The sequence below is a fragment of the Acinetobacter lwoffii genome (genome assembly GCF_024129855.1).
Lineage (GTDB): Bacteria > Pseudomonadota > Gammaproteobacteria > Pseudomonadales > Moraxellaceae > Acinetobacter > Acinetobacter lwoffii_L.
The window spans coordinates 102649-127368 of record NZ_JAMXXC010000006.1; the positions used below are offsets into that span (position 1 = coordinate 102649).

21 protein-coding genes and 1 riboswitch are annotated in these 24720 nt (G+C 45.4%); of the genes, 3 read left to right on the plus strand and 18 right to left on the minus strand.

Annotation, left to right across the window (positions count from 1 at the left end):
- Positions 1-47: 47 nt before the first annotated feature.
- The 3 genes from NI465_RS07260 to prfB form a co-directional block, all read right to left on the minus strand.
- Complete coding sequence (locus NI465_RS07260) at positions 48-1133, minus strand: alkene reductase (protein WP_253144867.1); 1086 nt, start codon at positions 1131-1133, stop codon at positions 48-50.
- A gap of 15 nt (positions 1134-1148) precedes the next feature.
- The gene (locus NI465_RS07265; protein WP_004281346.1) at positions 1149-1448 is read right to left on the minus strand and encodes an ArsR/SmtB family transcription factor; all 300 of its coding nucleotides are present in this window, start codon (positions 1446-1448) and stop codon (positions 1149-1151) included.
- Between the two features lie 147 nt (positions 1449-1595).
- Positions 1596-2691, minus strand: a protein-coding gene (gene prfB / locus NI465_RS07270) for a peptide chain release factor 2 (protein ID WP_253144869.1) whose coding sequence is annotated in 2 segments (ribosomal slippage) — positions 1596-2618 and positions 2620-2691 — 1095 coding nt in all. Because the reading frame shifts where the segments join, the coding sequence is not laid out codon by codon here.
- Between the two features lie 500 nt (positions 2692-3191).
- Here prfB and NI465_RS07275 point away from each other — a divergent pair.
- Both NI465_RS07275 and NI465_RS07280 read left to right on the plus strand, forming a co-directional pair.
- Positions 3192-3971: a putative porin gene (locus tag NI465_RS07275; protein ID WP_005108142.1), complete on the plus strand. Its 780-nt coding sequence runs from the start codon at positions 3192-3194 to the stop codon at positions 3969-3971.
- A 175-nt stretch (positions 3972-4146) separates the two neighbouring features.
- Positions 4147-4884: a putative porin gene (locus NI465_RS07280; protein ID WP_004281339.1), complete on the plus strand. Its 738-nt coding sequence runs from the start codon at positions 4147-4149 to the stop codon at positions 4882-4884.
- 51 nt (positions 4885-4935) lie between these two features.
- On the opposite strand, the gene recJ is transcribed toward NI465_RS07280, so the two are convergent.
- The 10 genes from recJ to NI465_RS07330 form a co-directional block, all read right to left on the minus strand.
- Positions 4936-6636: a single-stranded-DNA-specific exonuclease RecJ gene (recJ, locus tag NI465_RS07285; protein ID WP_253144870.1), complete on the minus strand. Its 1701-nt coding sequence runs from the start codon at positions 6634-6636 to the stop codon at positions 4936-4938.
- A gap of 2 nt (positions 6637-6638) precedes the next feature.
- Positions 6639-7295: a pyridoxamine 5'-phosphate oxidase gene (gene pdxH, locus NI465_RS07290; protein WP_253144872.1), complete on the minus strand. Its 657-nt coding sequence runs from the start codon at positions 7293-7295 to the stop codon at positions 6639-6641.
- Positions 7296-7309: 14 nt separating this feature from the next.
- Positions 7310-8641, minus strand: coding sequence for a phosphoglucosamine mutase (gene glmM / locus NI465_RS07295; RefSeq protein WP_004281334.1), 1332 nt, complete (start codon positions 8639-8641; stop codon positions 7310-7312).
- Between the two features lie 123 nt (positions 8642-8764).
- Positions 8765-10231 (minus strand): IMP dehydrogenase, encoded by a 1467-nt coding sequence (gene guaB, locus NI465_RS07300; RefSeq protein ID WP_004281332.1) that lies wholly within the window; start codon positions 10229-10231, stop codon positions 8765-8767.
- Positions 10232-10456: 225 nt separating this feature from the next.
- Positions 10457-10822 (minus strand): YkgJ family cysteine cluster protein, encoded by a 366-nt coding sequence (locus NI465_RS07305; protein WP_080591854.1) that lies wholly within the window; start codon positions 10820-10822, stop codon positions 10457-10459.
- Positions 10823-10919: 97 nt separating this feature from the next.
- Complete coding sequence (locus tag NI465_RS07310; RefSeq protein WP_114540944.1) at positions 10920-11717, minus strand: oxygen-binding di-iron domain-containing protein; 798 nt, start codon at positions 11715-11717, stop codon at positions 10920-10922.
- A 184-nt stretch (positions 11718-11901) separates the two neighbouring features.
- On the minus strand, positions 11902-12477 hold the full coding sequence (locus NI465_RS07315; protein ID WP_004729168.1) for a TMEM165/GDT1 family protein: 576 nt from the start codon (positions 12475-12477) through the stop codon (positions 11902-11904).
- A gap of 72 nt (positions 12478-12549) precedes the next feature.
- A riboswitch (yybP-ykoY riboswitch) is annotated at positions 12550-12695 on the minus strand.
- A 122-nt stretch (positions 12696-12817) separates the two neighbouring features.
- Complete coding sequence (locus NI465_RS07320) at positions 12818-14824, minus strand: 2-oxo acid dehydrogenase subunit E2 (protein WP_253144874.1); 2007 nt, start codon at positions 14822-14824, stop codon at positions 12818-12820.
- Positions 14825-14826: 2 nt separating this feature from the next.
- The gene (aceE, locus tag NI465_RS07325) at positions 14827-17529 is read right to left on the minus strand and encodes a pyruvate dehydrogenase (acetyl-transferring), homodimeric type (protein WP_253144876.1); all 2703 of its coding nucleotides are present in this window, start codon (positions 17527-17529) and stop codon (positions 14827-14829) included.
- Positions 17530-17856: 327 nt separating this feature from the next.
- Positions 17857-18540, minus strand: coding sequence for a M23 family metallopeptidase (locus tag NI465_RS07330; protein WP_253144877.1), 684 nt, complete (start codon positions 18538-18540; stop codon positions 17857-17859).
- Positions 18541-18647: 107 nt separating this feature from the next.
- Between NI465_RS07330 and NI465_RS07335 the strand changes: the two genes are divergently transcribed.
- Complete coding sequence (locus tag NI465_RS07335) at positions 18648-19088, plus strand: DciA family protein (protein WP_004729162.1); 441 nt, start codon at positions 18648-18650, stop codon at positions 19086-19088.
- Between the two features lie 99 nt (positions 19089-19187).
- Here the strand turns inward: NI465_RS07335 and lpxC are convergent, their stop codons facing one another.
- The 5 genes from lpxC to NI465_RS07360 all read right to left on the minus strand — a co-directional run bounded on the left by lpxC (position 19188) and on the right by NI465_RS07360 (position 24689).
- Entirely contained in the window at positions 19188-20090 is a 903-nt protein-coding gene (gene lpxC, locus NI465_RS07340) for a UDP-3-O-acyl-N-acetylglucosamine deacetylase (RefSeq protein ID WP_004647241.1), read from the minus strand.
- Between the two features lie 126 nt (positions 20091-20216).
- Complete coding sequence (ftsZ, locus tag NI465_RS07345; protein WP_253144878.1) at positions 20217-21410, minus strand: cell division protein FtsZ; 1194 nt, start codon at positions 21408-21410, stop codon at positions 20217-20219.
- Positions 21411-21569: 159 nt separating this feature from the next.
- Positions 21570-22832 carry a cell division protein FtsA gene (gene ftsA, locus NI465_RS07350; RefSeq protein WP_004647239.1) on the minus strand — a complete coding sequence of 421 codons (1263 nt, stop codon included), beginning with the start codon at positions 22830-22832 and terminating at the stop codon, positions 21570-21572.
- A gap of 70 nt (positions 22833-22902) precedes the next feature.
- A complete protein-coding gene (locus NI465_RS07355; protein WP_180087152.1) occupies positions 22903-23757 on the minus strand; it encodes a cell division protein FtsQ/DivIB in 855 nt (284 codons plus the stop codon).
- A gap of 2 nt (positions 23758-23759) precedes the next feature.
- A complete protein-coding gene (locus NI465_RS07360; protein ID WP_180087153.1) occupies positions 23760-24689 on the minus strand; it encodes a D-alanine--D-alanine ligase in 930 nt (309 codons plus the stop codon).
- Positions 24690-24720 lie beyond the last annotated feature (31 nt).

The window sequence follows — 24720 nt, forward strand, 5'->3', positions numbered from 1 at the left end:
ATAGCAGAGCCACATCAACATGTTAATCAATGTGGCTCATTTTTAGATTATTCTACTGTAGTTAAAGCTTCTGCTTCAGCCAATGTCGGATAATCAATATAGCCTTCCGCGACATTGGTTCCGATCATATTTTCCAGCTTCAGTTCATTCAGCGGCGCATCTTCGAGCAGACGTTCATATAGATCCGGATTGGCAATATAAGCTTTGCCAAAAGATACCGCTTCGGCCTTGCCTGAAGCCAGTAATTCAATGGCATCTTCACGACTTAGTTGCATATTGGCAATATAAGGCACTCCATTTGAGCGCTGTTTCATATATTCAGAAATACTGTCTTCTGCCAGATATTCACGGGTAAAGAAGAAGGCAATCTTGCGCTTACCCAGCTGCTCCATGGCATAGCCAAATGTTTCACGTGGATCATTGTCGCCCATGTCATGGTCATCACAACGCGGCGCAAAATGCACCCCTACACGATCTGCGCCCCATACTTCAATCAGTGCATCAGTTGCTTCTAGAAGGAAACGTGTACGATTTTCCACTGAACCGCCGTATTCATCTTCACGCTGATTGGTTTTGCTTTGCAAGAACTGGTCAATCAGATAACCATTGGCAGCATGTAATTCAACACCATCAAAACCGGCTTCTTTAGCACGAATCGCAGCTTGCTTGTATTGCTCGGTAATGGCATGAATTTCAGAAACTTCCAAAGGACGTGGCGTAACGTATGGACGTTTTGGACGTAACAAGCTGACATGACCCGCCTGTTGTACTGCACTTGCAGAGACTGGTGTTTCACCATTTAACAGATCCGGATGCGATACACGACCAACATGCCAAAGCTGGGCAACAATCAGACCGCCCTTCTCATGAACCGCTTGAGTAACCTTTTTCCAGCCTTCGAGCTGAGCATCGGTAAACAATCCTGGAGTATTTAAATAGCCATTGGCTTCTTCAGAAATCACTGTGGCTTCAGAAATAATCAGGCCAGCACTTGCACGTTGCGCATAGTACTCAACCATCATTGGGGTTGGAACGCGATCAGCAGTTGCGCGGTTACGGGTCAGCGGCGCCATGATGACACGGTTTTTAAGCTCTAACGCACCGAGCGTTAAAGGAGAATTTAATTCAGCCATCGTTACTCCCACCTGTTAAAGGTGTTGTTGTAGGTGTTCGATAAATTGTTGAATCAAAGTTTCATTGCGGGAGAAATATGACCACTGTCCATGCTTGGTCGCAGTGATCAGGCCAGTCTGCTGTAATACAGACAAATGATTGGACATGGTGGACTGGGAAACCTGGCCCAAACGTTCAATTTGACCTGCACAGACCCCACGTTGAAAGCCACCACACTCTTCCGCAGACAGATATTGCTCCGGAGATTTTAACCACTCCAGAATTTGTCGACGGGTCGGATTGGCTAAGGCTTTAAAAATTAGATCAAGGTCCATAGGCACATCACAATCAGTGGCGCAACGAAACTTTATTCAGCATCTGCGACCATTATATCGTATTTTTTCGATTTATATATCGAAAATTTTAGATATAAGAGTCACAGTCTGTACAAGCTTGGTTACGCCAGCTATTCAAACGACTTCTTACAAGCCCTGTTTCAAGCTTGCTTCGATAAATTTATCCAGATCACCATCCAGAACCGCACCGGTATTCGAGTTTTCGACGCCTGTACGCAAGTCTTTAATACGCGAATCATCCAGCACGTATGAACGGATCTGACTACCCCAACCAATGTCAGACTTGGAATCTTCCAGTGCTTGGGCCGCTTCGTTACGTTTGCTCATCTCGAGTTCATAAAGTTTGGCACGTAATTGCTTCCAGGCATGGTCACGGTTAGCATGTTGTGAACGCTGGTTCTGACAGGCCACCACAATTCCGGTCGGTGCATGGGTTAAACGCACGGCAGAATCTGTTTTGTTAATATGCTGACCACCCGCCCCTGATGCACGATAGGTATCGGTACGAACATCGGACGGATTGATTTCGATCTCAATATTGTCATCAACTTCCGGCGAAACAAATACTGCAGAGAATGAAGTATGACGACGGTTACCCGAGTCAAATGGTGACTTACGCACTAAACGGTGTACGCCTGATTCGGTACGCAACCAGCCATAAGCATATTCACCCTCTACGCGGATAGTTGCCGATTTAAGACCGGCCACATCGCCATCCGACTCTTCCATCACTTCTGCTTTAAAGCCATGACGTTCGATCCAGCGTAGATACATACGTAACAACATAGACGCCCAGTCCTGTGCTTCTGTACCGCCTGAACCGGCTTGAATTTCCAGATAGCAAGGGTTTGGATCCATCGGATTATTGAACATACGGCGGAATTCAAGCTTGGCCAGTTCTTCTTCAGCCGTGCTCAGTTCAGCCTGTACGTCTTCTAGCAAGCTTTCATCATCCGCTTCAACCGCCAGATCAAGCAAAGCCTGTGCATCTTCAAGCTGGGTACTTAAGCCATCCAGCACATTTAATACATTTTCAAGCTCGCCTTTCTCTTTGGCCATCGCTTGGGCACGACTCTGGTCATTCCAGATGGTTGGATCTTCTAATTCACGCAGGACTTCTTCTAAACGCTCTTTTTTCAGATCGTAGTCAAAGATACCCCCGTAGTGTTTGACCACGTTCGTTTAAGTCTTTTAATTGGTTTAGATACGGATTAATTTCCACGTGAATTACTCTCAATCAAAATTAGGCACAAAATTCTTAGCCCGATATTATAGCACAGTCTATTTCCGCTATTTTAACGATCCATTCAGTCTAAGGCTCGAATGTCTTGAGCATTTAGACCTGTATTTCCCTCATCCAATTTTCAACATCTCATAGACTCTTTTGCGTCTTTTTATCCGAAATTTTTATCGGCTTTTTAGCCCCGTTTTATGACCGAAATATAATTTTGCAATTGATTTTATAATTTAGGATTTCTTATTGGTCTGTATAAAAAATCAGCGAATTCAATAGATTCCACAATATCTACACACTTTTAATAAAACACTACATTATAAATTTAATTTTATTATTCAGTCACTTGTTCAGAAAAAATTACACAAGATTACGCTATTCACATTACTGTAACTTTCCTTTGATTGACGATCTTTGGAATTGCTCTAGACTGAAAGTTGTAACAAAAAGTGTAATGTTTTTAACTCACGATTTGAGGGGTAGTAACCATGAAAAAATTAGCGATTGCTTCGGCACTACTTTCAGCAATAGCAATGACTGGTACAGCAGCACATGCTTACCAAGCAGAAATTGGTGCATCAGCAGGAGTGGTTGATCCTGACAACGGTGGAACTAGCGGTTCTTTCGGCGTTGATGGTACATATTACTTCAATCCAGTTCAAACACGTAATGCACCATTAGCAGAAGCAGCATTCCTTGATCGTGCTAGCAACGTGAGTGCGCAATATCAATATAATGAAATTGGTGATTCTGAAGCGCATCGTTATGGCGTAGGTGCAGAGTACTTCGTACCGAATTCTGACTTCTACTTAAGCGGTAACGTCAATGGCCATGATCTGCAAGACAATGATGATGTAGAAAATGATTTAACCACCTATGCAGCTGAAGTCGGTTATCTGCCAGCGCCAGGTCTATTGATTGCGGCGGGTGTAAAAGGTTGGGATAACGACAATGATGATGGCGTAGATCCAACATTGCGTGCTAAATATGTCACTACACTTAGCAACGGTAAAGACATCAACCTGGAAGCAGGTGCAGCGTTTGGTGATTTAGATGAATACAATCTGGCAGCAGATTATTTCATCGACAAAACCTTGAGTGTCGGTGCTGATTATCACAACAATGATATTACCGACAAGAGCGAATTTGGTATCAATGCACGTAAGTTCATTAACCAGCAAGTGAGCTTAGAAGGCCGTGTCGGCTTTGGTGAACAGTTTAACAATGACTACAATACCTTTGGTGTAGCAGCGAAGTACCGCTTCTAATCTAAAACCAAAAATTAGTCATTCATAGAAAACCCATCCTCGGATGGGTTTTTTTATTGCACTCTTAACAAGCATTTAGGTATTTTTGCACATTGACGGGGCGAATATAAACTGTACAATTTGTTACAACTGTTCATCAAACAGTCATATTTTTATAACAAAGAGAGAAATCTAAATGCTTAAGAAACTTGCTCTTGCTACAGCGCTTCTTGCTGGCCTGGGAACTGCACACGCTTATCAAACTGAAGTTGGGGCTTCTATTGATCTTCTTGATCATGACCAAGGTGGTTCGGATGTAGGTTTTGCTATCGATGGGACTTACTACTTCAACTCGGTCCAAGTCAAAAATTCACCTTTGAATGAAGCTGCATTCTTAAACCGTGCCAGCAATGTGAATGGTGTATTAAGCTATCAAGATGATTCAGACACGTTTGGCATTGGTGCTGGTATTGAGTATTTTGTTCCAAATTCAGACTTTTATTTAAGTGGTAACATTGCTCATTTTGATAATGATGCTGGTGACATAACTGGTTACGCTGCTGAAGCGGGTTATTTACCTGTTCCTGGCTTATTAGTAGCACTTGGTCTTGTAGGTATTTCTGAAGACAATGCAGACGATGAAATTGATCCAACTTTACGTGCCAAATATGTAACACAAGTCGGTCAATACGATATGAACTTCGAAGGTGGTGCAAGTTTCGGTGATATCGATGCTTATAACCTAGGTGCAGATTTATATCTAGACAAAACTTTCAGTGTTGGCTTAGGATTCTCTGACTCAGACCTAGAAGGTAATGATGTTTTTACTATTCGTGCCAAAAAATTCTTTAACCAACAAGTTAGCTTAGAAGGTTCGATTAATTTTGCTGATAATGCTGATATCTTTGGCGTACGTGGTGCATACCGCTTCTAATCTCTCCGATTAAAAGCAAAAAAACCGCTCACTCGAGCGGTTTTTTATGGTCTATTGTTCTAAATGCATAATCCGCATTTGCAGACTGACATTGCCATTAAAGACATTTTTATCCAGCTCATAGACCAAACGCGTATCTTTCATCGGATCAAAGTCATATTTATCCGCTGCATTGAAGGCGATCGCATCCACGACCTGACCATTCTCCAAAGCCACGCGCAATTTAAGATGTACGTCCTTAAGCCAGCGATAGTCCATAATTTTGAACACACCGTCAAAAATCGGCTGGGGAAATTTTTGCCCCCATGGACTTAAATTCTGCAATAAATTGACTGTTTCGATCTGAAAAGCAGAAGCTGGCAACTCTCCATCTGTCCATAAAGTCGCAGTGAATAAATCCTCATCCATCACACCAATCAGTGCTTCAAAGACCTGCTTAAACTCAGCGAAATTTTCTTTTTTCAGGGTTAAACCGGCTGCTGCTGCATGTCCCCCAAAATGACTGACTAAATGGGGATACTGCTCCGCCACCTGTTCAATCGCATCACGAATATGAATACCTTCAATCGAACGCGCCGAACCTTTGATATGAATCCCATCCTGATCCGCGGCAAAAACAATACTCGGACGATGAAATTGCTCTTTTAAACGCCCTGCTACAATCCCGATCACTCCCTGATGCCAATGCGGTTCGAACATGATCAGCGCAGCAGGTAATGCCGTCGCATCTAACTGGATTTTCTCAAGTTCGTTTAAAGCGTCCTGCTTGATTTTGCCTTCCACCTGACGGCGCTCGACATTAAGCTGATTCAGCTGTTCAGCCAGTGGATAGGCCATTGCTAGATCAGGAGCCAGCAGACATTCGATGCCGATGTCCATGGTTTCCATGCGTCCAGCCGCATTAATTCGCGGGCCCAGAACAAAACCGAGATCTTGGGCTTTTAGACCAGCAGGGTCACGTTTGGCAATATCCAGCAGTGCACTGATTCCTGCACGGCACTGCCCTTGCTGAATGCGTTTCAGACCTGCATCAACCAGAATCCGGTTGTTATAGTCCAGACTGGCGACATCGGCATAGGTACCGAGCGCTACCAGATCAAGATAATTGGTAATTACCGTAGAGGATTTTCCAAGTTTCTTGCGATGGGTAGACAGATTGGCCAGTATATAAAAAGCCACCCCGACCCCAGCCAGTGCTTTGCTTGGAAAGTCGCAACCGAGCTGATTGGGATTGACCACGGCTTCGGCTTTTGGTGTCGGCTTGGTCGTCAGATGGTGATCAGTAATGATCACCTGCATGCCATGATCCTGCGCCTGTTTTACTCCGTCATGGCTGGAAATGCCATTGTCCACGGTAATCAGTAAATCAGGCGTGAAATTGACAAAGGCCAGATCTGCAATTGCGGGCGTCAATCCATACCCATATTTAAAACGGTCTGGTACCAGATATTCAACATTGGCGCCCATATCGCGCAGTGCCAGCACCATGAGTGCAGTACTGGTCGCGCCATCGGCATCATAATCGCCGACAATCACGATTTTCTGGCCATGATCAATCGCCTGATCCATCAATTGAATGGCTTCAGGCAAGCCTTTCATGGTCGGTGCCAGCAAATGCTTCAGCTTGAGCTCAAGTTCCTGCTCGGATTCCACCCCACGACGAGCCAGAATCTCGGCCACAAATGCAGGGACGCCCGGTAAATTTTCAGGGCGTGTCAGCAATGGACGTTGTTTGATTTCCAGTTTTTGCATGGTTATGGCATTAAGCGCTCTAAAGTCCAGCCGGCATCGGTTTTGCGATAACTTAAACGGTCATGCAAACGGTTCGGACGACCCTGCCAGAATTCATAATAATCGGGTTCGAGACGATAACCGCCCCAGAATACCGGCTTGTCCAGCTGTTGCTGATTGGCAACCTGGGTATGCAAATCCCAAAAACGTTGCTGCAATTCCTCACGACTGGCCACGACGCCACTTTGCGGGGTACTAATATGCGCGGCAATTTGGCTTTCCCGTGGACGTTTATGATAATAATCGGTCGATTCTTCTTCCGATATTTTCTTTACACGACCCGAAATACGAATCTGACGTTCCTGATCCTGCCAGTAGAACAACAGTTCGGCATAAGGATTTTCAGCCAGATCCAGACCTTTTTGACTATCATAGTTGGTATAAAAGTCATATCCCGCTTCAGTCGCTCCACGTAGCAATACCGTACGCACATGCGGACGGCCTTGTGCATTGGCTGTTGCCAATGACATGGCATAGGGCTCGTGCAATTTTGCTTCCAGTGCATGGTTAAACCATTGCAAGAATTGCATATGCGGATTCGGATTGACTTGCTGTTCCTGCAACTCGCCTTTTTCATAATTCAGGCGTAGTTCACTCAGATCCTTGATCAGATCACTCATTATCTATGTTCCCGTTAAGCGGCATTGGCACGCACAGCATCTGCCAGGCTGTTTGCAAGTGTGGTGACTTCAGCCAGATCATCGCCTTCGACCATCACACGAATGACAGGTTCTGTGCCAGATTTACGAATCAATAAACGGCCACGACCTTTAAGCTGCTGTTCGGCTTTTTCAAATTCAGCTGCCAGTGCAGGCACTGAATAAGGATCAAACATGGCATTTAAACGTACATTGACCAAGACATTGGGCAACAGTTTAAAGTCAGCCACAAGTTCATGCAGAGCTTTTTTCTGCTCAACCATCACGGTTAAAACTTGCAGGGCTGCAATAATGGCGTCGCCTGTGGTGCTCTTGTCTAAAGTCAGAATATGACCAGAAGGCTCACCGCCAATTACCCAGCCATTTTCTTCCAGACCTTGCAATACATAACGGTCGCCGACTTTGGCACGTAATAACGGCACTTGTGCTTTTTCCAGCGCCAGTTCCAGCGCCATATTGCTCATTAAGGTACCGACGATACCTGCCGGTTTTTTCGAGCTTTGAGTCGCAAGAATATAAAGAATATGGTCGCCATCAATCAGATTACCGGCTTTATCTACGAGAACCACACGGTCAGCATCCCCATCAAAGGCAATACCCAAATCCGCTTGATGTTGAATCACGGCTTGTTGCAAGCTTTCCGGATGCGTTGAACCACAGCCCTCATTAATATTTAAACCGCTCGGCTCATTGTGAATCGCAATTACACGTGCGCCCAGTTCACGGAACACTGCAGGTCCCACGTTATAGGCTGCACCATTGGCACAATCCACCACAATGGTGAGTTCATTCAGATCCAGATGATACGGGAACGTCGATTTACAGAATTCAATATAGCGACCGTTGGCATCTTTAACCCGGATACTTTTACCCAGATTCGCCGTATCTTCAATCACAAAATCTTTTTCAAGTTCCTGATTAATTTCGTCTTGTAAAGCATCTGGCAATTTTTTACCTTCCGCAGAGAAGAACTTAATGCCGTTATCAAAATACGGGTTATGCGAAGCGGAAATGACAATACCCAAGCTGGCATGTAAGGCACGGGTCAAGTGAGCAATCGCCGGTGTCGGTAGTGGACCTAAAAGATGAACATAAACGCCAGCGGCATTTAAACCTGCCTGTAAGGCAGCTTCCAGGATATAACCAGACAAACGGGTATCTTTACCCAGAACCACCAATGGTTTGGATTTTTTACTATGACGTTTTAAAACTTTACCAGCCGCAAATCCCAGTTTCAGGGCAAACTCAGGGGTAATCGGCAATTCGCCAAACTTTCCACGAATACCATCCGTACCAAAATAACTCATCTTTATCTCACTTCTTAGCGGATGATTGATATCACCCATTTTTTTCCTTGAGTCACACTTTACACCAAAATAAAAAAGCCGTCATTTGCATGACGGCTTTTTAAAATTTTAAATCACAGGAAATTAACCTACGCGATAGTTTGGTGCTTCTTTGGTAATGGTCACATCATGTACATGCGACTCAGACATACCGGCAGAAGTGATTTTCACAAACTTAGCATTCTGACGCAGGTCTTCAATCGTCGCAGAACCGGTATAACCCATCGAAGAACGTAGGCCGCCCATCATCTGATGCACGATATTGCCCATTGGACCTTTGTACGGTACGCGACCTTCAATACCTTCAGGAACCAGCTTCTCGGCACCGGCCTTGGAGTCCTGGAAGTAACGGTCAGCAGAACCTGTCGCACCCGCCATCGCGCCCAATGAACCCATACCGCGATAAGCCTTGTAGTAACGGCCCTGGAAGAATTCAACTTCGCCTGGTGCTTCTTCAGTACCAGCCATCAATGAACCAACCATAATCGTGCTTGCGCCCGCACCAATCGCTTTAGCCATATCGCCAGAGAAACGGATACCGCCATCTGCGATTAAAGGAATCTGATCTTTCAGTGCATTGGCAACAGAATCAATTGCAGAGATTTGTGGCATACCAATACCCGCCACAATACGCGTGGTACAAATTGAACCAGGACCAATACCAACTTTAACGGCATCCGCACCCGCATCAAGTAACGCCAGCGCAGCATCACCTGTCGCGATGTTACCGCCAATCACCTGAACTTGTGGATAGTTGGCTTTCACCCAACGTACGCGTTCGATCACACCGGCAGAATGACCGTGTGCAGTATCGACTACAATCACGTCCACACCTGCGTCAACCAGGGCTTCTACGCGGCTTGGCGTTTCTGCACCGGTACCGACAGCAGCACCAACACGCAGACGACCCAAATCATCTTTACAGCTGTTTGGATACAATTCAGCTTTACGGAAATCGGTTACCGTAATTAAGCCTTTCAGCTCTTGCTGATCGTTGACCACCAATACTTTTTCAATACGGTGCTGTTGCAATAAAGCTTGGATATTTTCTTTCGATTCGCCTTCACGAACTGTCACCAGACGATCCTGACCAGTCATGATGTTGCTGACTGGCTGCTCAAGATTGGTTTCAAAGCGTGTATCACGACCGGTCACGATACCCACCACTTTGCCATCTTTCACAACGGGTACACCACTGATATTGTTGGCTTGAGTCAGCGCAATCAGTTCACGTACTGTGGTTTCAGGAGTGACTGTAATCGGGTCTTTGACCATACCCGCTTCGAATTTTTTCACACGGCGCACTTCTGCAGCCTGAACCGCGATATCCATGTTCTTGTGCAAAATACCGATACCACCATTTTGCGCCATTGCAATTGCCATACGGGACTCAGTCACCGTATCCATTGCTGCAGACACAAGAGGAATATTCAGGTTAATGCCACGAGTTAAACGTGTCTTTAGGGAGACATCTTTTGGAAGAACAGTAGAATAGGCAGGGAGTAATAGGACATCATCGAAGGTTAACGCGTCTTGAACGATGGTCAACATAACAGTCTCACTGGTAATTTCCGTGCACTATTATAAACAAATATCGGCTTAAATTTCATTGCAATTGCAAAATTATTTTTTTATTCAAGCTTCGTACACGCAGACCTATGTGGGTGCTAAAACAGTATCAATAATACGTCCGATCATGAAGTTCCCTATTTTAAAATATACCCCGATCATTTTAATGAAGTGAAAAGCAGAGCCTAAGCTCTGCTTTGGATGGATTTAGCTGACATATTCAAAACTGTCATCATTGTCGGCTTCATCAGTTTCAATCTGGACAAAGGGCAACATATTGTGTGCAATACGTGCCTTATTGCATTGCTCATCGGCAATCTGCACTTCTTTGCAGGATGAACTGCGCTGCTCATACATACCACAGCTGACCTGCTGGCCGATGGTGCCATCAAGTGCAATACAGCGTGGATTTTTTTGATTGGTTCCAGCCATACATGAATAGACTGCTGTCACAGGTTCGGTATAGTGCTCAGGCATATGAATTCCTTCAGCCCAATAAAACGAAACCCTGAAATAGGCGCAGCACGCCCCGCAGCTTAAACACGCATCCGGTTTTGGAACTTGAGACAACATTTCTTATAAGTTCTCATTATCAAAAAAAAGTTTTTTGGAGAAGAAATATAAAAAATGTTGTTTTTCCACACAAGAAAAAAATTATTTTTTGTGTGAACTATTCAGGACAGGTAAAAACCGTTTCATCCATCAGGTCAGTGCCGCATTCCAACGTTTCAATCCAGTCCAGAAACTGATTAATCTGCTCTTTACCGATAAATGGTGTACCATGTTGCGGCACAATCATCTCGATTTCCATGCTGCGTACCATTTTCACCCAAAGACGAATCACCTTGTTATTGCACATATAGCGTTGATGGAAGCTTTTCATTTTTGGGATATGCGCGGCAAAGTTTTCTAGTGGCTTGGCGGCATCTTCAACCATGGACGCACCCATATCACCTGAAAACAGGATTTTGGCAATCGGATCATAAAACTGGAAATTCCCCACCGAATGCAGAAAATGCGCCGGCACCGCCACAATGTGTGATTGACCCAACGGGATGATTTGACCATGATCCGGAAGCTCCACCAATCGATCTAACCAGTTACCTTTCATCCGGTCACTCATAAAGGCCGAGTTTAAGTGCGGCAAGAAGCGCGCCCACAGCTTGGATGCCACCACTTTGGCGTCCGTATACACTAGCCAGCGCGGCATCGAGGTGATGATATCCGGATCCTGGTGCGAGGCCATGACATAATCCAGATTGGTCAAACGGGTATATTTATTCAGCTCCATAGTCAGCGGCACATAGGTTAAATCACCACCCGGATCAAGTACCGCTGCGCGCTCATGATCAATGATCAGAAACTGGTTTGCCTGAACGCCTTCACCTTTAACCAGACTGGTAAAACTGATGCACTTATGTGTCCCGTTATCAAACAGGACCTGCGATGTGGTGCGTTCAAAAGCCATGTAAATTCCCCAATTTATAATAAAAATAACGTTTTTATACCCGTATAAAATATAAGGAATTAATCAAACTTACAATCAATAAAACTAGCCATATCACACTATTTACCAAGGTTTTGAGAGAATTTTAACCATAAAAAATCCTGAGTTTTTAGCTCAGGATTCATGTAATTTATTATTGTATGATTTAAAAGAAATAATGTTGAGCCAGTGTTGCGACACCAATCACCAGGAAAATCGCCGCCCCAATTTTATGAATCAGGCTGATCGGGAGTCTATTCGCCAGCTTATCTCCCAAAAATACTGCAGGTGCATTGGCCAGCATCATGCCCAAAGTGGTCCCAAGCATCACCCAGAATACGCTATCGAAACGTGCTGCTAATGCGACCGTAGCAATCTGAGTTTTGTCACCAATTTCTGCCAGAAAGAACAGAATAAAGGTCGCACCAAATACCCCGAATTTTTGCCATTTATTGATACTGGCATTTTCATCCCCGAGTTCATCCGGAATCAGCATCCAGACAGCCATTGCGATAAAGCCAATCGAGACGATCCACAGTAGCACCTCCGGCCCGATCACCGTGGTCACCCATTGTCCCAATACTGCAGAAAGGCCGTGGTTAATCAGCGTCGCCAATAAAATGGCAACTAAAATAGGAACAGGTTTGCGAAAACGTGCGGCAAGCAGCAATGCCAGCAGTTGGGTCTTATCACCCATTTCAGCCAGTGCTACGATTGCAGTCGACAGTAGGAATTCATACATGAGGTTTTTCTCTGGCTAGCATCCAATACCAATGACTCACCGCTCCTGCTAGCCAAAATCTGCAGAGTGGTAAATCAAAGGTCTTGCCAACAAAAGAAAGCTTGGAAAAGCTGACTTGGTTCTTTGCTATGATGACCATGCTCTGTTGAGCAAATATGTTGACCATCACCCTTCTGCTTTGCGCAAAAGGCGGCTACTCCCCAATGAAGTACACCAAGTATAGAATCAAATCGATTATTTTTCAATGCAGCAGCAAAAAACCCTGCCGAAGCAGGGTTTTTCTCTTTACACCCTCTTTGTATTTCTTCCAGAGAGAAAATAAAGGCCTAGAGATAAGGTTTTAGATCAGCAAGGTACGGATATCTTTAAGCAGCTTGGTCAGCTTGTTAGTGAAACGTGCAGCATCTGCACCATTGATCACACGGTGATCGTAGGACAATGAGAGCGGCAGCATCAAGCGTGGATCAAAGCCTTCACCATTCCAGACCGGCTGCATGGTTGCAGGTGAAATACCCAGAATTGCCACTTGCGGCCAGTTCACCAATGGCGTAAATGCTGTACCACCGATTGAACCCAAGCTAGTGATAGTGAAGTTCGCACCTTGCAGATCTTTCGGCGACAATTTCTTGTCACGCGCTTTTTGACCCAAGGTTCCTAGCTCAGTGGCAATCTGTTTAATTGACTTCTGATCTGGATGACGCAGTACAGGCACGGTCAAACCATCTGGCGTTGCGACCGCGATACCCATATGGATCTCGTTACGTAGCAATACTGACTTACCATCATCGGCCAAGTGACCAGCAAATTCACGCTCTTCTTTTAACAAGTGCGCAACTGCTTTGATGATGAACGCCATAATGGTCAGGCTCAGGCCCTCTTTCTTGAAGTTGCCTTTCAGTTCATTACGCCATGCTTCCAGTTCAGTAATATCTGCTGCATCAAACTGGGTCACTTGTGGAATGAAATTATTCAGCGACAACTGTGGAATAGACACTTGTTGCAAGCGCGTTAAGGCTTTCTCTTCCACACCACCAAAAGCGCTAAAATCTGGCAGCTTTGGTAGACCTGCGACTTGAGCAGCAGCGGCTACAGGAGCCGCCTGTGGCGTAGTAAGACGCATTTTGACATACGCTTTCAGGTCTTCTTTCATGACGCGCGCATGTGGGCCAGATGCTTTAACGTCTGCCAACACGACGCCCAGTTCACGTGCCAGTTTGCGCACAGCAGGACCGGCATAGACTTTCGAGTTAGCGACATTCTGCTCTCTGGTCAATTTGTCGGCATTATCCGATGTCGCGACTGTTTGAGTAGAAGATGCAGCAGGTGCCGGTGCTGCTTTTGCAGCAGGCGCTTTCGGTGCTTCTGCTTTGGCTGCAACAGGAGCAGCTTGTGCTTGTGCTTCAGCTTCAATTGTCACCAGTGCAAGACCTTGAGAGACATTTTGACCCAGTTCCACATGAATGGCTTTAATCACCCCGGCTGTAGTGCTTGGCACTTCAACAGTCGCTTTATCTGATTCCACCACGATGATGCTCTGGTCTTTTTCAACCGTATCACCGACCTGAACCAGAATTTCCGCCACAGCCGCCTTGTCTACACCCAAGTCAGGCACAGCAATTTCAACATCACCTGCAGGTGCTGCTGGCGTTTGTGGTGCTTCAACTGCTTTCTCTTGGGTGGCCGCTTGAGCAACTGGTGCTTGAGATGCTTCTGTCTGTGCTGAAGCTGCCGAAACAGCCGTTTTCACTTTCAGAATGACCACACCTTCTTTGATCGTGTCGCCTTCTTTAATCTGGATGGATTCCACCGTACCTGAAACCGTACTTGGCACTTCAACAGTCGCCTTGTCTGATTCCACCACTACGATACTTTGATCTACCTCGATTTCATCACCGACAGCGACCAGGATTTCCCCTACAGTAGCTTTTTCTACACCAATATCGGGGATTTGAACATCAACCACCTGTGAGCTCGCTTGTGCCTCAGGAGCAGCAGAAGCTTTAGGCTGATGCGAAGCCAGTTCCTGCATGATTTCCTGATCCGGCAATGAAGTCGGAGTATTTTCTGAAGTTTTTTGTGAGGCATCTGCTTGCTGTGGCTCGATCACATCAGCGCTACCGTCTTCAGCTTGTAGCTCAATCAGTACCGCGCCTTCAGCGACTTCATCACCCTGGCTGACCAGAATGCTTTTTACCACGCCTGCTGAAGTGCTAGGCACTTCAACAGAGGCTTTATCAGATTCAAGCAATACAATGCTGTCATCAATCGCGATCGTATCACCGACTTTGACCAGAATTTCGGCCACTGTTGCCTTATCTACACCAATATCAGGAGTCGTAATTTGCATGCTTAGTTCTCCTCTTTGTAGTCAGCAACAGCATGTACACATGGGGTTTCTTGCGGTGCCCAAGCCACTGGACGATCTGTATCAAGCTCGAAAGTCGAGATCGCATCTTTTACCAGGCGCGCATCAACTTCACCTTCATCTGCCAGTTTTTTCAAAGTTGCCACCACAATATGGGCAGCATCAACACCGAAGTAACTACGCAAGTTGGCACGTGTATCTGAACGGCCATAACCGTCAGTACCCAATGCTACGAATGGACGGCCATCTGGAAGATAAGCACGAATCTGTTCGCTATAAGCACGCATATGATCGGTTGCAGACACGACGATACCTTCAGTACCGCGAAGCTGTTTCGATACCCATGCTTCTTTTACGTCTTCAGCCAGCGGATGCAAGCGGTTGTATTCTTCACATGCCATACCGTCACGTGCCAGTTCATTGAAGCTGGTCACACTGTAGACATTTGAATGAATTTGATATTCCTCACGAAGAATCTTCGCTGCCTTGATCACTTCACGCAGGATCACACCTGAGCCCAGTAACTGAACAGTGGCTTTTTCATCTTCTTCCAGTAAGTACATACCACGCTTGATGCCTTCTTCAACACCTTTTGGTATTTCCGGATGCTCGTAGTTTTCGTTCATTACGGTCAGGTAATAGAACACACGTTCCTGGTTCACATACATACGTTGTAAACCGTCATGCACGATCACCGCCAATTCATAACCGAAACATGGGTCATAAGAGACACAGTTTGGAATGGTATTGGCCAAGATGTGTGAATGACCATCCTGATGCTGCAAGCCTTCACCGTTCAGTGTAGTACGACCTGCAGTTGCACCCAGCAAGAAGCCTTGTGCCTGTGCATCGCCGGCTGCCCAGGCAATATCACCAATACGCTGGAAACCAAACATCGAGTAGTACATGTACATCGGAATCATTGGCAGGTTATTGGTTGAATAACTGGTCGCCAACGCTGCCCATGCACTCATCGCACCGGCTTCGTTAATCCCTTCCTGCAACATGTGACCGTCTTTGGCTTCACGGTAATGCATCAGCTGTTCTTGGTCTTCCGGAGTATATTTCTGGCCATGCGCGGCATAAATACCGAGCTGACGGAACATACCTTCCAGACCGAAAGTACGGGCTTCATCTGGAACAATTGGAACAACGCGGTCTTTAATCGCTTTCTCTTTAAGAAGTGCAGAGATTAAACGCACCATCACCATTGTGGTGGATTGTTCTTTACCATTTGAACCGGCCAAGACCGAATCAAATACTGAAAGTCCAGGAATCGCCAGCTGTTCGCTTTCCTTACGACGTGCAGGCAGATAACCACCCAATGCTTCACGACGTGCCTTCATATATTTCAATTCAGGCGAATTTTCGCTTGGACGGTAGAATGGTACTTCTTCAAGCTGTTCATCAGTGAAAGGAAGATTGAAACGGTCACGCACGTATTTCAAAGAATTGATTTGCATCTTCTTGATTTGGTGAGTTTTATTGACTGCTTCAATTTCCTCGGACAAACCATAACCTTTCACGGTTTTCGCCAGAATTACAGTCGGCTGACCTTTGGCCGTACATGCTTCGGCATAAGCAGCAAAAACTTTGTACGGGTCGTGGCCACCGCGGTTCAGATTATCAATATCTTCATCGCTTAAATCTTTAACCAGCTCTTTGGCTTCTGGGTATTTACCGAAGAACTTTTCACGTGCGTAAGCACCACCTTTTACCTGGTAACGCTGAAAATCGCCATCGACGGCTTCTTCCATGACCGCTTTCAGTGCGCCGGATTTATCTTTATCTAGTAGTGGATCCCAATGACGGCCCCACACAACTTTAATCACACGCCAGCCTGCGCCGCGGAATAGTGACTCAAGTTCCTGAATGATCTTGCCATTACCACGTACCGGACCATCCAGACGTTGTAAGTTACAGTTTACTACCCAAATCAGGTTGTCGAGCTTTTCGCGACCTGCCAAAGAAATTGCACCCAGGCTTTCCGGCTCATCCATCTCGCCATCGCCCAAATACGCCCAAACCTTACGGTCTTCTTCTTTGATCAGGCCACGGTTCATCAGGTACTTTTGAATATGTGCCTGATAAATCGACATGATTGGACCCAGACCCATCGATACGGTTGGGAACTGCCAGTAGTCCGGCATCAAATAAGGATGCGGATAAGATGGCAAACCTTTACCACCTACTTCACGACGGAAATTATTCAGGTGCTCTTCAGTCAAACGGCCTTCTAAAAATGAACGCGCGTAAATACCCGGTGCACAGTGACCTTGGTAATAGATCATGTCGCCGCCGAAGCTATCGCTGTTGGCACGGAAGAAGTGGTTAAAGCCCACATCATAAAGGGTTGCGGAAGAAGCAAAACTCGCCAAGTGACCACCGAGATCATCACCGGTTTTATTCGCGCGTAATACCATTGCCAAGGCATTCCAGCGGATCAGCGCGCGAATACGACGCTCCATATCCTGATCGCCTGGCATTGCAGGTTGTTCTTCAACAGAAATCGTATTTAAGTAGGGAGTATTTAAACGCTGAATAGGAACATGCTTTGCAATTGCGCGTTGATAAAGTTTTTCTAATAAAAATGCTGCACGCTCAGTGCCCATGTGCTGCAAAACAGAGTCAAATGCATCTTGCCATTCTTGGGTTTCTTGCGCGTCTGTATCGCCATAAAACGCCATAATCTACAGTTCCTAAAAGCCTAATCTAATGTCTTATATGTACCATATTTAAGACCTCTGCAGGTATGGCCTTAGCTGAATGCGATTTAGCAGTACTATTTAGGAACTAAATGATGGGTGACGTATAATTACACTACATAACAAAAAATAGTCAATAAAGGCGATTTATTATACAATCATTATAATAGTTGGTGATAATATGAGACTTAAAAGTGATAAAACAAAAAGCCCTTCAAGTTGACTTGAAGAGCCTGCAGTTTAAACGCTTTAAAATGCTTATTGGAGGTTTTTATGTATAGAGATGCTTCTTGTTATTCAGGTCTATACTTAAGGTAACATGGCCAAATAAGTAGATGGGTTTTTACGTTGACCGTCTTTTACTACTTCATAATGTAAGTGTGGACCGGTACAGCGACCAGTACAGCCAACGTTGGCAATATGATCACCTGCTTGCACCTGCTCTCCCACACGTGCAATAAGACGTGAAGCATGGGCATAGCGCGTTAAATAGCCATTGCCATGATTGATTTCAACGTATTGACCATAACCTGTGCCCCAACCTGATTTGGTCACAATCCCTGGACCTGTTGCATAGATTGGTGTACCACTTGGCGCTGCAAGATCAAGGCCTGAATGATTTTCAGCACGGCCACTCATGGTACGGCCACCGTAATTTGAACTTACGCGAGAATTAGGTAAAGGATGAGAAATTAGCCAAAAATAAGCACTGTTTGCTGCCGCTTTATTGGATGAAGTATTGGCATACTTCTGAGCAAGCGTTCGATTGTTCAGTTCAACTGGTTTCTCACGAAGTTGAACATTCAATTTAGTCTGTGCTGGAATATCGATATCATCTGGATGAGTATATGCACCCTGTGCCAGAGTACGCGTCAATTGCTCGATACGATCTGTTGAACCATTTTCTTGATTTAGATTGACTAAATCTGCGAACGCAACCGAAGCCGCTGAAACTGATAAAGAAAATGCCAACAAAATACGTCGCATATGCATAAAAAACCTCTCTAAACTGCTTTAATCGAGTTCCTTGAAGATCTCTATCCTTGATATCCACTAAAAGAAGCGCATAAGATTAAGACATAAATATGTAGGAATTATGTATGTCGGAACCTGTCAACGTTTTTCAACAAACAAGAAAACAGATAAAAACAGGAAACTTTTCGTTTCTCTCATCACAAGTCGCTGCCTGGCAGAAACTTACGAAACTCGTACAACCGCTATTGCCCCAACCGGAACGCTGGCAAGTTGTCTGCTATCAAAATGGTGTGTTAACGATTACCGGTGAAAACCAGGCCATGATCAGTCAATTGGCCTATCTTCAAAAGCAATACATTTCACAACTCTCTCAAATAAATGAATTAACAGATCTCACTAAACTTCAAGTTTGTCTGCGGAATCCTTCGCAAACGCCACCTGTTTCAGCAACACCTGAAAGAGCCTTAAATGCAGAAACACAGGAATTACTTCGTAGTGCTGCTGACTTTATAAGCGACCCTAAGCTTAGCCAAGCTTTACTACGTTTGGCAAGCAATAAAAAGTAACATAGCAATCAAATGTAATAAATTAAAAAGCAAACATTATGTGATGTGTATCACAGTATTAAAGCAATAACAAAAACATAAAGACACAAACACAATGACTTATGTCACATTCACATACATGATTGGACAATTGGCTTCGTCATCAAATGTTACAATTTCATAGCAGCTTGGATCACTTTTCACATTGCGTAAAAGTTGATTATTCAAGGCATGTCCAGATTTATAACCATCAAATTTGGCAATAATCTGATGCCCGAGCAGGTATAAATCACCCACGGCATCCAGAATTTTATGACGTACAAATTCGTCCGAGAAACGTAAACCTTCTTCATTAACGACCCCGGTTTCATCTACACCAATGGCATTTTCCAGGCTGGCACCCAGCGCCAGATTATTGGCTTTGAGATAATCCAGATCTTTCATAAACCCAAAGGTACGCGCTTCACTGACTTCATAAACGAAGGTTTCAGTAGAAAAATCGATACTGGCGGACTGATGTTCTTTTTTAAAGGCAGGATGATCAAAATCGATGGTGAAATTCAGCTGAAAGCCCTCATGTGGGCTAAAAATGGCACGTTTGTCATCAATGAGTGCTTCAACCGGTTTAATAATCTTGACGAATTTTTTAGCGGCATCCAGCTCTTGCAAACCGCCCTGCATGAGCAGGTAAATAAACGGACCTGCACTGCCATCCATAATCGGGACTTCAGAGGCCGACACTTCAATAATCAGGTTATCAATGCCTAGACCAGCAATCGCACTCATGACATGTTCAATGGTGCCTACTTTGGCATTTTCCTGAACCAGGTTCGAGCACATGAAGGCTTCTTGAATCAGCATGGCATCGGCAGGAATGTCGACTGGCGGATTCAGGTCAATACGACGAAACACAATTCCCCCATCGGCATGGTGCGGCACAAAGTTAATCATGACTTTTTGCCCACTGTGAAGACCGATTCCGCTCGCTTTCACGACACGTTTCAGGGTACGTTGTTTCAACATGCTTTTATCATCTGTTCATCTATAAAACCGCTATACGTTAGCATATTTGGCTATTGATAAAAAACAAAAAGGTGGCTTAAAAGCCACCTTTCCTGTCTAATCTAGCTAAACACATGATGTTACATGTTATTTACGCTGTTGATTCTTAAGATAATCCTGAATGCTCATTGGCGTTGGGCGCGGGCTAGAAACTGAAGCCTCCGCTGGATTCGCTGCTGCACCTGTTTCATGCTGCTGACGCTGAATTGCCGGTACATCATCATCTTCCACCACAGCCTGTGCAGCTGCTGCTGGACGAGTTGCCTGTACATTAGTACGTTTGGTCGGTTCAACTGAATCCGCTGCATGACGGGTGAGACCTGTTGCAATCACAGTCACGCTGATTTCATCACGCGCATCCGGATCAAAAACGGTACCGTAGAACACTTGACCCTCATCTAAATCGACAATCTGGTTCACGACATCAGTAATTTCTTCAATTTCACCGAAAGTCACGTCATCGCCACCAGTCACGTTGATCAGAATGCCTTTGGCATTCATGATAGTCACGTTGTCGAGTAATGGACTACGGATTGCCTGCTCAGCAGCCTGACGTGCACGGTTCTCACCACGACCCAGACCGACACCCATCATGGCATAACCACGAGTGCTCATGGCTGTTTTTAAGTCAGCAAAGTCAAGGTTGATATGGCCAGGACGGACTACCAAATCAAAAATACTGCGTACTGCATTCAACAATACATCATCCGCTTTTTTATAGGCATCTTTCATTGAAATATCACGGAAGACTTTCAATAGACGCTGGTTTGGAATGATGATTAATGAGTCTACATGCTGCTCTAGCGCTTCAATCCCTTTTTCAGCAGACTGTAGACGGCGTTTGCCTTCAAAGTTAAATGGCGTGGTCACGACACCAACGGTCAGAATACCCATTTCTTTCGCAATTTCAGCAACCACTGGCGCTGCACCGGTACCGGTACCACCGCCCATACCCGCAGTTACAAAGACCATATCGGTCCCTTCAAGCTGTTGGCGAATCAGTTCACGGCTTTCTTCTGCTGCGGTCTGGCCGACTTGCGGATTTGCACCTGCACCCAGACCACGGGTACTCTGCTCGCCCAGCTGAATTTTAAATTCGGCTTCCATGCGATCCAATGCCTGCTTGTCCGTGTTGGCACAAACAAACTTTACGCCCTGGATATCGGACTGCAACATATGTTGTACAGCATTACCACCCGCACCACCTACACCAAACACAGTGAAACGGGCTTGACCATTGCTATCGCTATGATCGTCTTCGAAAAATTCAAATGAGGCCATGACCTATAAAATTCCTAATTCATAATTGGCAGTCACTAAGCCCGTATACTGCCTTAATCTTAATAAAATTGTTTTTAAGAATGCTGCTCATGCGTTCACTTGTCAAGTACAAGCCCGATTAACTACATCTTCCCAACAATATTCACAATAAAAATCGACTTAAAAGATTGATTTCAAGGTGTCATTAAAGCCAAACAAGGCTCTTTTGACCCGCTTAGCCAATGACAACCGCTCTACATCATCCTGTTCCACAATCGTGTCCTGGGTATCACTCTGACTAAACATCAGCAAGCCAGCCACCGTACTATATTGCGAGCGACGTAAAGCAGCCTGATGTTGTTCGTCTGCATACACCTGAGTCGGCGGATTACCTAAATGCGCCGAGACCCCCATGGTACGGCGAACAAAACTCACCATCCCTTCGATATGACTGGCATCACCTGTCAATACCACACCATGATACAAGCCCTGGATGGCACCATTTTTCACCAGCTCATCACGTACCAGACCCAGAATTTCTTCATAACGAGCCATAATAATTTCAGTCAGTTCAATCCGGCTGATGGTTTGTGGTCCATCAATCCCCTGGAACTGAATCATATGATCCGGCTTGACCACTTTCAGGTCGACACAGCCATACAATAATTTCAGACGTTCAGCTTCTTCGGTCGTGGTTTGCAATACTGCTGCAATATCACGGGTCACATGTTCACCGCCACGTTGGAAGGTATGGGTTAAGGCCAAACGACCATCCACATACACTGCAACATTGGTCGTGCCGGCACCGATATCTACTAAGCATACGCCATATTCTTTTTCGTCTTTCAGCAGGCTGGCTTCAGCAGTAGCCAAGCTCGACACCACCATTTTTTCTACACCAATATTGGCACCTTTCAGGGCGCGATCAATATTCTGCATGGTACTAATCGGCAGCATCATCAAATGATAGTGTCCGGTCATGCTATGTGCCGACATCCGAATCGGGTTTAACACCCATTCCGGTGAGTCGTCCAGCTCAAAACCCAGAGGCACAGCACTGACCAGATAATGATCTGAAGTCAAATGACTAGCTTTAGCCAATTCCAGTGCACGCACCACTTCACTGGTGGTAATCGCATGCTCGCTATTGTCGATCGAGGTGCGACCTGAAGCATAAAAGCTTTTTAATTCGGCACTTGGAATAGAGACCCAGGCAGAATGTACACGACATTCCGCCATATCTTCTGCTTCTTGAACGGCATTTTTAATTGCAGTAATAACTTTATCGAGACTGACAATTTTCCCTTTACTCATGCCTCGGTTACGAGCGGTGGCCATACCAATCACTTGGATATTGTCTGGCGCGTGTACCTTGCCAATCAAAACTGAAACTTTGTGTGTCCCAATGTCAATCGCCACAACCGAGGGAACAGCTTCACTCATTATTCACTACTACCATTACGTGTTTGTTAGATTTATGGCTTTAAATGCCTCTATTTTTTAAAGCCGGTCATTATGGCTTTACTGTTACCTTATTCTCAACGCCCGTGTCATCAATGGTTACAATAAAATGTCCATTTACAATTTTAGGCGGAATTGAATTTTTCCACTGTATCGACAATCCATTGCGATAACGCAGGTCGATGGCCGAAATTTTAGACCAGACCGGCTTTAAATCGCTCTGAGACAGATGGCTCAGGCGTTGTAATTTGCTCATAGTCTGGTCTTTATCCACAATTATTCTTAAACTCGAATCAAACTGCATAAACCAGGTCATTCGCTCGGTGAGATATAATTCTTTTAGACGAATGCCTTGTGGCAAAAATAATTGATTAATTTCATTATAACGACGCATCATGGTTTCTGCATGGCTCGCCGGCCCATGTAGTAACGGTAATGCCTGATAATTCTTAGGTGTGACTTCAGTGAAAATCACGCCACTATCACTTAGTAAACGCCCTGTCCCCCAACGCGCAATCGCATGATGCGGCATCACTCGCACCCGAATGCCATTTGGCCAGGCTCGGGAAACCACGACCCGATCCACCCAGGACAATTCCAGGGTACGATCACGGATCGCTTCCAGATCCGAAGTAAAATAGTTTTCGGTCACAATCGGTGACACATATTGCATGACCTGACGCTGTTCAGCAGCCGAGCGCGTACCTACCACGCCCAGCTCTGCCACGTCACTATTGGTCATGACTTTATATAAACCCAATATTCCAAAGGCCAGCACCAGCAGCGCAATACACAACAATAACCAGCCACCAAAATTGGTCAGCTTTTCTTTGCGTGTTGGCGGCTTGTCGTGAATTGAAGTAATCGCAGCACGTTTACGGCGCATGGAAACAGGAAGTTGAGCCATATTTAGTGTGCCGAACCAGTCAAGGTCTGTTCCAGAATCGCGACACACAGCTCATCAAAACTGTATCCGACTGCAGCTGCCGCTTTTGGCACCAGTGAGTGACTGGTCATGCCCGGTACGGTATTGACTTCAAGCAACCAGAAGTTGCCCTGTTCATCCTGCATGGCATCAATCCGGCCCCAACCGCTGGCACCGACTGCCTGGAATGCGCGCAAACTTAAGGCTTTTAACTGCTGCTCTTCAGCTTCAGTTAAACCACATGGAATGCCATATTGCACATCATTACGCTGATATTTCGCTTCATAATCGTAAAAGGCGACATCTTGAGGCGGTTCAAGACGAATCACCGGTAGCGCCTGACCATTTAAAACCACAATGGTATATTCACGGCCGGTAATCCATTTTTCTGCCATCACCACAGCATCATGTTCAGTTGCCTTGGCAATTGCTTCTGCAAAGTCTTCAATTTTTTCGACCTTGCTCATGCCGATACTGGAACCTTCATGCACCGGCTTGATAATCAAAGGCAAGCCTAAAGCATTAACAATGTCGGTCGCATCAGAATCTTTAGTGACAATACGATACGGCGCTGTTGGCAATTCCGAACCCTGCCAGACCTGCTTGGTCTTGACCTTGTCCATGCCGATGGCAGAACCTTGTACACCCGTACCGGTATACGGTACGTTTAACCATTCCAGTACACCCTGGATCTGGCCATCTTCCCCGCCACGTCCATGCAATACAATGAAAGCACGATCATAATTTACCAGTTCTGTGACACTACGCTCCTGCGGGTCAAACGCTTCCGCATTAACCCCTGAACGCACTAATGCCTCAAGTACCGCCGTACCACTGTCTAGAGAAACCTCACGCTCTGCAGATTTACCACCAAGCAACACGGCAACTTTTCCGAATTTTGAAGCATTTGACACGTTTATATCCTTAAACTTTTTTCAATCTGGT

Excerpts from the sequence above, each read along its gene's own strand:
- NI465_RS07280 (WP_004281339.1), top strand. The coding sequence starts at position 4,147 with ATGCTTAAGAAACTTGCTCTTGCTACAGCGCTTCTTGCTGGCCTGGGA.
- NI465_RS07310 (WP_114540944.1), bottom strand. The coding sequence starts at position 11,717 with ATGGCTTTTGAACGCACCACATCGCAGGTCCTGTTTGATAACGGGACA.
- aceE (WP_253144876.1), bottom strand. The coding sequence starts at position 17,529 with ATGGCGTTTTATGGCGATACAGACGCGCAAGAAACCCAAGAATGGCAA.
- recJ (WP_253144870.1), bottom strand. The coding sequence starts at position 6,636 with ATGCAAAAACTGGAAATCAAACAACGTCCATTGCTGACACGCCCTGAA.
- lpxC (WP_004647241.1), bottom strand. The coding sequence starts at position 20,090 with ATGTTGAAACAACGTACCCTGAAACGTGTCGTGAAAGCGAGCGGAATC.
- NI465_RS07305 (WP_080591854.1), bottom strand. The coding sequence starts at position 10,822 with ATGTTGTCTCAAGTTCCAAAACCGGATGCGTGTTTAAGCTGCGGGGCG.
- ftsZ (WP_253144878.1), bottom strand. The coding sequence starts at position 21,410 with ATGGCCTCATTTGAATTTTTCGAAGACGATCATAGCGATAGCAATGGT.
- NI465_RS07320 (WP_253144874.1), bottom strand. The coding sequence starts at position 14,824 with ATGCAAATTACGACTCCTGATATTGGTGTAGATAAGGCAACAGTGGCC.
- glmM (WP_004281334.1), bottom strand. The coding sequence starts at position 8,641 with ATGAGTTATTTTGGTACGGATGGTATTCGTGGAAAGTTTGGCGAATTG.
- NI465_RS07355 (WP_180087152.1), bottom strand. The coding sequence starts at position 23,757 with ATGGCTCAACTTCCTGTTTCCATGCGCCGTAAACGTGCTGCGATTACT.
- NI465_RS07330 (WP_253144877.1), bottom strand. The coding sequence starts at position 18,540 with ATGCATATGCGACGTATTTTGTTGGCATTTTCTTTATCAGTTTCAGCG.
- pdxH (WP_253144872.1), bottom strand. The coding sequence starts at position 7,295 with ATGAGTGATCTGATCAAGGATCTGAGTGAACTACGCCTGAATTATGAA.
- NI465_RS07335 (WP_004729162.1), top strand. The coding sequence starts at position 18,648 with ATGTCGGAACCTGTCAACGTTTTTCAACAAACAAGAAAACAGATAAAA.
- NI465_RS07265 (WP_004281346.1), bottom strand. The coding sequence starts at position 1,448 with ATGGACCTTGATCTAATTTTTAAAGCCTTAGCCAATCCGACCCGTCGA.
- ftsA (WP_004647239.1), bottom strand. The coding sequence starts at position 22,832 with ATGAGTGAAGCTGTTCCCTCGGTTGTGGCGATTGACATTGGGACACAC.
- NI465_RS07260 (WP_253144867.1), bottom strand. The coding sequence starts at position 1,133 with ATGGCTGAATTAAATTCTCCTTTAACGCTCGGTGCGTTAGAGCTTAAA.
- NI465_RS07275 (WP_005108142.1), top strand. The coding sequence starts at position 3,192 with ATGAAAAAATTAGCGATTGCTTCGGCACTACTTTCAGCAATAGCAATG.
- guaB (WP_004281332.1), bottom strand. The coding sequence starts at position 10,231 with ATGTTGACCATCGTTCAAGACGCGTTAACCTTCGATGATGTCCTATTA.
- NI465_RS07315 (WP_004729168.1), bottom strand. The coding sequence starts at position 12,477 with ATGTATGAATTCCTACTGTCGACTGCAATCGTAGCACTGGCTGAAATG.